The 886-nt window shown below is 70.3% G+C and carries 1 protein-coding gene and 1 pseudogene; both read left to right on the top strand.

The features are described 5' to 3' along the window. Positions 1-242, top strand: a pseudogene (locus DMB42_RS52745) (Asp/Glu/hydantoin racemase); the annotation flags it as partial. 44 nt (positions 243-286) lie between these two features. Continuing rightward, a partial coding sequence (locus DMB42_RS52740) for a maleate cis-trans isomerase (RefSeq protein WP_125649956.1) occupies positions 287-886 on the top strand: 600 nt, incomplete at its 3' end.

Here is an 886-nt window from a genome sequence, read left to right as displayed (position 1 = left end):
GTGGCATCTGGAAGGTCAGCTACCGGACCATCGCCGAACGCATCCTCGCCGCCGACCACGCCGACGCGGAAGCCATCTTCGTCAGCTGTACCAACCTCCCCACCTACGATCTGATCGAGCCGCTCGAAAGCGCGCTCGGCAAACCCGTCCTCACCGCGAACCAGCTCACGATGTGGGCCTGCCTCCGGCGGATGAACCTGCCGATCGTCGGGCCCGGCAAGTGGCTGCGGGAGGTCGACTGACCTCTTCCCCTACGATTGTCGACAATCTGCCCTCCGGAGGTCCCGTGCCCATCTCGCCGCTCACCCCACCCGAGCCGCCGTCCGAGACGACCACGATCGGGTTCATCTACCCCGATCACGCGGCCGAAGACGACTACCCGCTCGCGGAACAGCTCCTCGGCGGGGACATGGCCGGGATCAAGCTGCCGGTCGAGCACAGCTACGGAACCGATCTGCACGCCGTGCCGGAGCTGCTGGACCTCGGCAGCGAAAGCCGGCTCGCCGACGGCGCCGCGCTGCTGGCCAAACACGAACCGGACGCGGTGGTCTGGGCGTGCACCAGCGGCAGCTTCGTCTACGGCTGGGAAGGCGCCCGCGACCAGGCCGACCGGCTGGCCGCCGTCGCCGGTGTCCCGGCGTCGAGCACGTCCTTCGCCTTCGTCCACGCCGCCCAGGCCCTCGGCGTCCGGCGGGTCGCGGTCGCCGCCAGCTACCCGGACGACGTCGCCCGGCTGTTCGTCGAGTTCCTCGGCGCCGGCGGGGTCGAAGTGGTCTCGATGGGCAGCGCGGACATCGACACCGCCACCGAGGTCGGCGAACTCAGCCCGGAAGCCGTCGTCGAGCTCGTCGTGAGCCGCGACCACCCGGCCGCTGACGCGCTGCTC

This window comes from Nonomuraea sp. WAC 01424 (assembly GCF_003947315.1).
Taxonomy (GTDB): Bacteria; Actinomycetota; Actinomycetes; order Streptosporangiales; family Streptosporangiaceae; genus Nonomuraea; species Nonomuraea spiralis.
This window is presented reverse-complemented; position numbering and strand designations above follow the sequence as displayed.